The 8,011-nt window shown below is 45.4% G+C and carries 7 protein-coding genes and 4 pseudogenes; 5 read left to right on the top strand and 6 right to left on the bottom strand.

Going from position 1 to position 8,011, the window contains the following annotated elements:
- The coding region (locus tag ACEW9I_RS25330; RefSeq protein WP_373543105.1) for a hypothetical protein at window positions 1–232 on the bottom strand (232 nt) is incomplete at its 3' end.
- Window positions 233–242: 10 nt separating this feature from the next.
- Window positions 243–2,750, bottom strand: coding sequence for a phosphoenolpyruvate synthase (gene ppsA / locus ACEW9I_RS25325; protein WP_373543104.1), 2,508 nt, complete (start codon window positions 2,748–2,750; stop codon window positions 243–245).
- 73 nt (window positions 2,751–2,823) lie between these two features.
- On the opposite strand from ppsA, the gene ACEW9I_RS25320 reads away from it, so the two are divergent.
- The gene (locus ACEW9I_RS25320; RefSeq protein WP_373543103.1) at window positions 2,824–2,985 is read left to right on the top strand and encodes a hypothetical protein; all 162 of its coding nucleotides are present in this window, start codon (window positions 2,824–2,826) and stop codon (window positions 2,983–2,985) included.
- Between the two features lie 312 nt (window positions 2,986–3,297).
- Here ACEW9I_RS25320 and ACEW9I_RS25315 read toward each other — a convergent pair.
- Window positions 3,298–3,645, bottom strand: a pseudogene (locus ACEW9I_RS25315) (cell division protein FtsH); the annotation flags it as partial.
- Between the two features lie 237 nt (window positions 3,646–3,882).
- Window positions 3,883–4,203 (bottom strand): annotated as a pseudogene (locus ACEW9I_RS25310) (ATP-dependent metallopeptidase FtsH/Yme1/Tma family protein); the annotation flags it as partial.
- Window positions 4,204–4,466: 263 nt separating this feature from the next.
- On the opposite strand from ACEW9I_RS25310, the gene ACEW9I_RS25305 reads away from it, so the two are divergent.
- Window positions 4,467–5,384 carry a L,D-transpeptidase gene (locus ACEW9I_RS25305; RefSeq protein WP_373543102.1) on the top strand — a complete coding sequence of 306 codons (918 nt, stop codon included), beginning with the start codon at window positions 4,467–4,469 and terminating at the stop codon, window positions 5,382–5,384.
- Window positions 5,385–5,444: 60 nt separating this feature from the next.
- On the opposite strand, the pseudogene ACEW9I_RS25300 reads toward ACEW9I_RS25305, so the two are convergent.
- Window positions 5,445–5,666, bottom strand: a pseudogene (locus tag ACEW9I_RS25300) (fatty acid desaturase); the annotation flags it as partial.
- Window positions 5,667–5,677: 11 nt separating this feature from the next.
- Window positions 5,678–6,028, bottom strand: a pseudogene (locus tag ACEW9I_RS25295) (IS4 family transposase); the annotation flags it as partial.
- Window positions 6,029–6,198: 170 nt separating this feature from the next.
- Between ACEW9I_RS25295 and ACEW9I_RS25290 the strand changes: the two are divergent.
- From ACEW9I_RS25290 to ACEW9I_RS25280, 3 genes are read left to right on the top strand one after another with little or no spacing between them, the layout of a single operon-like run.
- Window positions 6,199–6,378: a transposase family protein gene (locus tag ACEW9I_RS25290; protein WP_373543106.1), complete on the top strand. Its 180-nt coding sequence runs from the start codon at window positions 6,199–6,201 to the stop codon at window positions 6,376–6,378.
- Window positions 6,379–6,415: 37 nt separating this feature from the next.
- Window positions 6,416–6,928, top strand: coding sequence for a transposase family protein (locus ACEW9I_RS25285; RefSeq protein WP_373543101.1), 513 nt, complete (start codon window positions 6,416–6,418; stop codon window positions 6,926–6,928).
- Window positions 6,915–7,619 (top strand): ISL3 family transposase, encoded by a 705-nt coding sequence (locus ACEW9I_RS25280; RefSeq protein WP_373543100.1) that lies wholly within the window; start codon window positions 6,915–6,917, stop codon window positions 7,617–7,619. The genes ACEW9I_RS25285 and ACEW9I_RS25280 overlap by 14 nt, the downstream gene beginning before the upstream one ends.
- Window positions 7,620–8,011: the final 392 nt, after the last annotated feature.

The following is an 8,011-nucleotide window of genomic DNA, read 5'->3' as shown; positions in this document are numbered from 1 at the left end:
CGGCATCGGGACGCTCGGCATGGAAACCTGATAAAGTCCATTGGCGGTCGCGGGGACTGCGGTAATGAACGGTATAGCCACGTTGGTAAGTAGGACGACTTTGGGCTACTCGCAAATTTGTTTTCTCAAGCAAGTTTTGGCTAGCTGTTTGTGAATTCAGCCTATTTGCTTCACAGGGTATCGCTACTAGAAACCCCGCAGATACCCATGAGATAATAATTATCTTTTTCATAAAAATTCAGTTACATACTAGCTTCAACCTGAGCGATTTCCAGGCGAGTTTTAATCACCGAATCGGGATTGAGGCTAATTGAATCGATGCCTTGCTCCACTAGAAAACGAGCGAATTCTGGATAATCGCTGGGAGCTTGTCCGCAGATGCCGATCTTACGTCCGTTAGCTTTGAATGTAGCAATTGCCATTTTTATCATCGTCATCACCGCTGGATTGCGTTCGTCGAAGATGTGAGATACTAGAACAGAATCGCGATCGAGTCCCAATGTCAACTGAGTCAGATCGTTCGAGCCGATCGAGAAACCATCGAAGATCTGGCAAAATTCAGCCGCCAGGATGACGTTGCTGGGCACTTCGCACATCATATAGACTTCTAGACTATTGCCTCGTTCTAAGCCGTTCTCCGCCATCTCTGCCAAGACACGACGACCTTCAGCGGGGGTTCGACAAAAAGGAATCATCGGAATAATATTCATCAAGCCCATCTCTTCGCGCACTCGTTTCAGTGCTTGGCATTCCAGCGCAAAAGCGGCTTGATAGAGCGGATCGTAGTAGCGCGAAGCTCCCCGCCAGCCAATCATCGGGTTTTCTTCGTAGGGTTCAAATTGACGACCGCCGAGGAGATTGGCGTACTCATTGCTCTTGAAATCCGACATCCGCACGATTACAGGGCGAGGATAAAAGGCTGCGGCGATTGTAGCGATGCCATGTGCGAGTTTATCAACAAAGAAATCTGGCTTGTGGGGATAGAATAGTGTCAGTTTGGCAATCTCCCGTTTGACAGTAGCATCTGTCAGCAGATCGAAATTCAACAACGCCAAAGGGTGTACCTTAATCTGGTTGGCAATAATAAACTCCAACCGCGCTAAACCGACACCATCGCAGGGAATCGCCGACAGTCCCAGAGCTTCATCTGGGTTGCCAACATTCATCAGGATTTGGGTGTGGGTGGGCGGTAGCTGGCTCAATTCCGTCTCGATGACTTCAAAGGGCAACAAGCCATCATAAACCCGTCCGATGTCACCCTCAGCGCAGGAAACAGTGACCGCTTGCCCAGTGGCGATCGCACTGGTAGCATCACTACAACCAACGATCGCCGGAATCCCCATTTCTCTGGCAATAATTGCGGCGTGACAGGTGCGTCCACCCTGGTTGGTGACAATCGCGCCTGCCTTTTTCATAATCGGTTCCCAGTCTGGATCGGTTTTATTCGTTACCAACACTTCTCCAGGCTGGAATTCGGCGATTTGATGGACATCAAAAATCACTCGCGCAACACCTTGCCCAATTCGTTCGCCGACTGCGCTACCGATAGTTAAAGCGGGAATACCAGACTCATGGGTGGATGTGAAACGATAGCTGCGAAGAATATTGGCGGATTTCTGGGACTGGACTGTTTCGGGACGCGCCTGAACGATAAATAGCTGTCCGGTTTCACCATCCTTCGCCCATTCAATATCCATCGGCGTGTATACGCCCCGTACGGCTGAATAATGATCCTCGATAATTACCGCCCACCGCGCCAGAGTGAGAATCTCATCATCCGAAATCGCAAATTTACCTCGATCTGATTCAATTACAGGCACGTTTTTAGTCAGTTTCGATCCGCCCAAATCGTAAACCATTTTAATCGCTTTACTCCCCAATCGCTTTTGGAGAATCGGCCGAAAACCATCGGTGAGCGTGGGTTTAAACACCAAAAATTCATCGGGATTCACTGCGCCCTGGACGACATTTTCACCCAAGCCATAAGCCGCACAGATCGAAGCAGCATTCCTAAATCCAGTTTCAGGATCGATCGAAAACATCACCCCCGAAGCGGCTAAATCCGATCGCACCATCTTCTGTACGCCAACGGAGAGATACACATTCAGATGATCGAATCCGCGCGTCGTGCGGTAGGAAATCGCCCGATCGGTAAAAATCGAGGCAAAGCATTTATGACAGGCTTCTAGCACCTGTTTGACCCCGTGGACGTTCAAATAAGTTTCCTGTTGTCCAGCGAAACTAGCATCGGGTAAATCTTCGGCGGTGGCACTCGATCGCACGGCAACATCTGTATTATGCAGACAATCTGCGACTAGATTTGGATGAATCGGGGCGAGGAGAGCGCAATCTGCACCATCACCGCCATATAGAGCGCAGAGTTGAGTATAAGCCGTCGCGATCGCCAGTTCTAGTTCTTGCGGGAACGGCGTATTTAACATCAAAGATCGCGCCTGTTCGCCGCGCTGCCGCAGATTTTGGAGATTGTCTACATCCAAGTCCGCAAAAATCTGGTGGAGTTTCGGTTCTAAACCCGCTTGGGCGATGAAGTAGCGGTAAGCAGCCGCAGTTGTTGCAAACCCATTGGGCACATTCACGCCTTTGGGCGCGAGTTGCTGGATCATTTCACCAAGGGATGCGTTTTTACCACCGACAAGTGGAATATCGGCAATCCCAACTTCATCAAACCACAGCACAAATGCTTGGGAACGAGCTGGTTCTGGAATCAGTCTGGGAGCGGTATCGAGCATAATCCAGTCCTCTGATGGAAATTAGCTAAGAAGATTGTCGATATTGTAGACACCTAAAACATTTGGGCCGTTGGTGGCAAAAAACACTCGTCCCGTTGGCGTAGCCTCTCCTACTGAGAATCGTATCCCTAAGGTGGCTTGCCACCTGACTTCGAGCCGGTTTGCTCGATCGAATATCTATGCAGTAGTCGCCGAAGTGGGCGGGCAAATTGTCGGTAACGTCAGTTCGGTTTAAGGATATTGACTCCATCCCAATACTGCCATCGATTAAAATCGGGGCTAGTGATACAAAGTCCGCCTTCGCGGACTAGTTAATCAGTCCGCGAAGGCGGACTTTGCATCATTAGTCGAGACTTCAGTCTCCAGGCAGCTCTTATCCCGAACTCAGGTTAGGTTGTAACTTTTCGAGATAATAATGCATTGGCATCACATAGGGTTTGCCTTCATGAATCAACCCAAGATGTCCATATCCCACTTTGCGTAATGGTTCGTAGATTTCTTTGGAACTCATCTCGTCGATATCTAACATAATTATGCTCCTAATGACTCGATCGAGATAATCATGCAATTTTTGACCATCGAGAATTTCCCGTTCTAGTAGCACTTGTGCCACATCGGTGAGGAGTGGCTGATTGTGCGCTAGAATCGCGCCAGCGATGTGATGGGCATTGTCAATCAGGTGTTTGACCTCGCGATCGATCTCGGACTCTACTTCGGGGCTGAGGGGACGACGGGGATTGCCCCAACCGCCGAGAAACTGACTGGCGGATCTGTCAAATGCCATCGGCCCAAGTTGTTTGCTCATCCCGTAAATCGTCACATACCGATCGGCTAAATCTGTAGCTTTTTGGATATCATCGCTGGCTCCAGTTGAGACTTTACCCATAAGAAAATCGACGATTTCTTGCAGTTCGGCTTTGGCTTCATCGACACCAGCCACATCATCAAAAGTTACGCCAGTATCACCTGCTGTGTATGTTCTCGCCTTGCTATTGCCCATGCCTAAGATACCCATCCCACCTTGTCGCTCGGCACCACTAAATCTCGACCAGAGCGTTATCAAAAGTAAGGGCAATATTACCCAACTTAAAACCGACCAGATCCCGCTCAGGGGATTGGGTGCAGTTACCGAATACTCGACTTGATGAGCGCGGAGGATTTTAGCCAGTTCCGGATCTTCGGCTAGTCGCCTGGTGACAAAGATATTCTTAGCGTTAGGGCTGTTAGGTTTAGCGACAGGAGTTGATTTCAGCTCATACTGAATTTCCTGGTTATCGATCGTCGCCTTGACTACCTGTCCAGATTCTACCTGCTGGATAAATTCGCTATAAGACTCACGTGGATAGCTTTGACTCGACCACCCCAAAAAGATTAGCAGCCAAATCAGGAAGATTAAACCACTCGGAATCGGGGAGTTCGTGGCGGCGGATTTGCGGTTGTTGTCAATCGGCATGGATCGACCTTCCTTGAATACAATTGGTGCTAATTTCTACATTACAGTTCAAATCCAAGGAACTTGTGAGGATAGCTTGAATAGTTTACATATTGTCAATTCTGGATTTGGACTAGTTAATTATTTGACGAAGAACAGGGGCTAAAATCTCCCACCGAAAGGTGGATTGTTGTGAGGGTGGGGATTCTCACCCTCACAACAATCCAATTATCAATTATTAATTAATTTAATATTCAGATCTACATCCTCACAAGTTCCTCAAAATGTATCGCTATAGTTTGGATCTGGAAAACAGACTGTCACTGACAACCGATCGGGAAATCCCTGGAAACATCAATACAGGAGTAATCAAGGCAACTATGAGTACCCATACTATCGGCCTTTTACTGGCTATTCTAGGTGGGTTTGTACCGTTGGCAAAGCCTCTCCCGTGGAGAATCGTCCGAACTGTTGTTCCTGCACAGACATTTTCATCCACATTGCTGGGACAAAATTTGCTAGCTCAAACACCAGCACCTTCATCATTTCCTGAAGATCGATCGACTCCAGAGCTTACTCCCGCAGTCAAAAAGCCGCGCGTTACTCAGGGTTCGCCATGGAGATTATGCGGTCGCCAACAGAATACCAGCCAGCGCAGTAGTGGCTTTACAGGGGATACTACGGGTACCTATATCAGCAATATTCAAGTCAATCTTTACAGCAATACTTACAGCACAGTTACTTTAAACTGGGCTAACGAAAATTTAAGCAGCGAAAGTTTGCCAGTTCAGTTTAACGCCTCTCCAGGTGCGGGGAATTGCAATCTAGATTGTCGCTCGACCGCTCAGAGCAAAAAGCGGGGTTCTCACTGTACGCCCCTATCCCCACCGACTCATTTAGTCCAAGGTTACGGTTGCGTTCTGCCCAAGTATCCAGAGGCAAAATTTGTTACTTGGTTTCATGCGGAGCGAGAAATTGCCTTTCATGCCTACGCAGTGCCGCCCTATCCCGCTTCGCATGGATGTATGCGCTTATTAACTAAAAATCGCGGTGCTGAGTGGATTTATGACAATACTTTGGCGGGGATTACCCAAGTAAAAATCGATGGGAATCCGCTTTCTGCAAGTCTCAGTCCCAAGTGCTGGAGCGGCGATCGATTAATCTCCCGTCCCGCGAAAAAATTTAAACGATCGTCCGGTTAACCGAATTTGTGCAATGAGGATGTTGAAATTCATTCGATCCACCTCAACCCCCGCAGATTGTCAAACTCGCAACAGGTAATGATGACCACTGAGATCTTGAGGATCGATCTCGCCAATTGTTGAAGGCTGCTGACTGAGTTCGAGAGTTTCAGGCAAATAACCTTTACCTCGAACCATCAGTGGCAAACCGTGCTGTTGTAAAACCGCCTGAATGCGATCGAATGCCACGGGCAATCGATTGAATGGAATATCTGGGAACGCATGGTGGACGGAATGATAGCTGACTTTTACCGTTAAGTTTGGTTAGCCAACTGCCAGCCCTCAACCAAGTCAGACAATTTAGACCATCCTCGCCAAAGAACCTGAATCCCAATGGGAGTTTTACGGCGATGCTCCAGATAACCACCTAACCTAGCAACAGCTTCAATCGCCCAACCAACGGTCAAAACGGCGGGTAATTGGGGAGACTTAGCTTTGAGGACATCAATTTGGACGGAAGTGAGTATATCTTCAATCGGCATCTGTGGCTGAGTGCGATGCAAATAAGTCAACCTCAACAAATCGACGGCAATTACACACAAGAAACCTAGCAAAGGTTTCATCCCGTCAGCCGCCAGTCGATAGCTTTCGGCTTGGCAACCAGAGGGCTCTCTCCGCAAAACAGGGTAAAATGTAGCTTAAGCTACATTTTACCCTCATCCTGACTATGGACTTTCACCTGAATTCTTTACTGAATTTGCCTCAAGCTACAGTATTCACCTGTTACCAAGAAACTGATTTTATTTGCTTGTAACTACAACTAAATAACGAAGGTATTAATTGTCTACATTGTCATAAATACATCGATCATCTCCATAACACTAGTCATGTATTAGTGAGAGATTTATCGATTTTCGGTAGATTAGTTTACTTAAAAGTACCCCGACGTAAATATTATTGTAATGATTGCGGAAGATATCCAACGCAAGTCGGCTCTCCCTTGAAAACAGTGTAGAATGTAGCTGTTGCTACATTCCACACCGATCCTGAATATGGATTTTCACCTAAACTCTTTATTGAACTTACCGAATACCACGGTTTTCACTTGCTATAAAGAAGTTGGATTTACAGTGCTCCATCTCCAGCTAATTAATGAAGGTATTAATTGTCCTAACTGTCAAAATTATACTGACATAATTCATCAAACCAGTGAAATATTAATTAGAGATTTGTCGATTTTTGGATCTGGAGTCTATTTGAAAGTTCCTCGACGTAAATTTTACTGTAATAACTGTCAAAAATATCCAACTGAACAGTTATCATGGGTAGAAAACAAACAAAGATTTACTCAAAGATATCAGGAATATATCTATGAAAGAGTCAAGGAATCGAACTGCGAACAAGTTGGTCGAATGGAAAATTTAAGTGCAGACCAAGTTCAGCGGATATTTAGCAGGATTGCCAACATAGAACTAAAAAAAAGCGGATGCGCGCTCGTCGGGTTCCCCGACGGTTTAGCGCACCAAGCAAGACTGGGGCACTCCACAACGCTTGAGTTTAGATGAATTTAGTCGTCGCAAGGGGAAAGGGCGATTTGCAACAGTTGTTACCGATTTAGATAAAAGTTCTCTATTAGAAGTAATCGATTCTCATAAAAGTGACGATATCATTACTGTTCTCAAGCAGCAACCTAAGTCTGTCAGGGATTCAGTCAAAGAAGTATGTGTAGATATGTGGGGAGGTTTCCCAAAGGTAATCAAGGAAGTTTTTCCAAAAGCAGCGGTGATAATTGATAAATTTCATGTAATTCAATTGATAAACAAATCACTCAACAAATTGCGGCTAAATTTAGGTTTTAAAGGACTAAATAATCGTTATTTATTGTTAGGCAATGTCCAGGATTTGTCGGAAGAAGAAACTCAAGATTTAACTGAAATATTTAGCAGCTCACCTGTATTAGCTATCGCTCATGAGTTGAAAGAGGAGCTGAGAGATATATATCAAAGCAATCTAACTGTGAAGGGCGGATTAAGGGCAATCAAAAAATGGCTAATTTCTGCTAAGATTGTCTTGGGATCTGCGGCAAGTACACTGGAAAACCATTTGCCAGAAATTGCCAATTACTTTATCAGCAGAACCACGAGTAGTGTCACGGAAGGAATTAACACAAGAATTAAATTGATTCTACGTCAAAGTTATGGATTTAAAAGTTTTAGTCTCATGAGAGAAAAGCTGTTAGCTTGCTTATTAAAGTAATCTCCGCATTCGCTCCGCTTACTTTAATAAGTTTAAATTATAACCGTAACTACGAGAGAGCCATTTTTGGCGGTCGTTTATAATTTCATGTGAATAAAAGAGGGCATTGATTTCACCTGACCAGCTAATCAAGTCAAGTTTATTCCGCTCGATATAGGACTGTTATTGTTCATTTGTCTCTCAACTAAATCTTAGATTAACGGTAGTTCAAGAATTTAGATTCTAGCTTTTTGTGTCTAAACCGTTCGTCATTCGATCGGTGGTTACTTAAATAAATCGAGTTAAAACTTATATTAATAAAAACATAGAGTATCATCATGAACTACGCCACTTCGCTAAGCAAACCGAGAAATAAAGTTTCTTGGAAATATATACAATATGCCTTGATTTCC

Source organism: Chamaesiphon sp. (assembly GCF_041738855.1).
Classification (GTDB): Bacteria; Cyanobacteriota; Cyanobacteriia; order Cyanobacteriales; family Chamaesiphonaceae; genus Chamaesiphon.
The sequence above is the reverse complement of the archived record's forward strand: the minus strand, read 5'-3'. Positions and strand labels throughout refer to the sequence as shown.

Excerpts from the sequence above, each read along its gene's own strand:
- ppsA (WP_373543104.1), bottom strand. The coding sequence starts at position 2,750 with ATGCTCGATACCGCTCCCAGACTGATTCCAGAACCAGCTCGTTCCCAA.
- ACEW9I_RS25305 (WP_373543102.1), top strand. The coding sequence starts at position 4,467 with ATGTATCGCTATAGTTTGGATCTGGAAAACAGACTGTCACTGACAACC.
- ACEW9I_RS25285 (WP_373543101.1), top strand. The coding sequence starts at position 6,416 with ATGGATTTTCACCTAAACTCTTTATTGAACTTACCGAATACCACGGTT.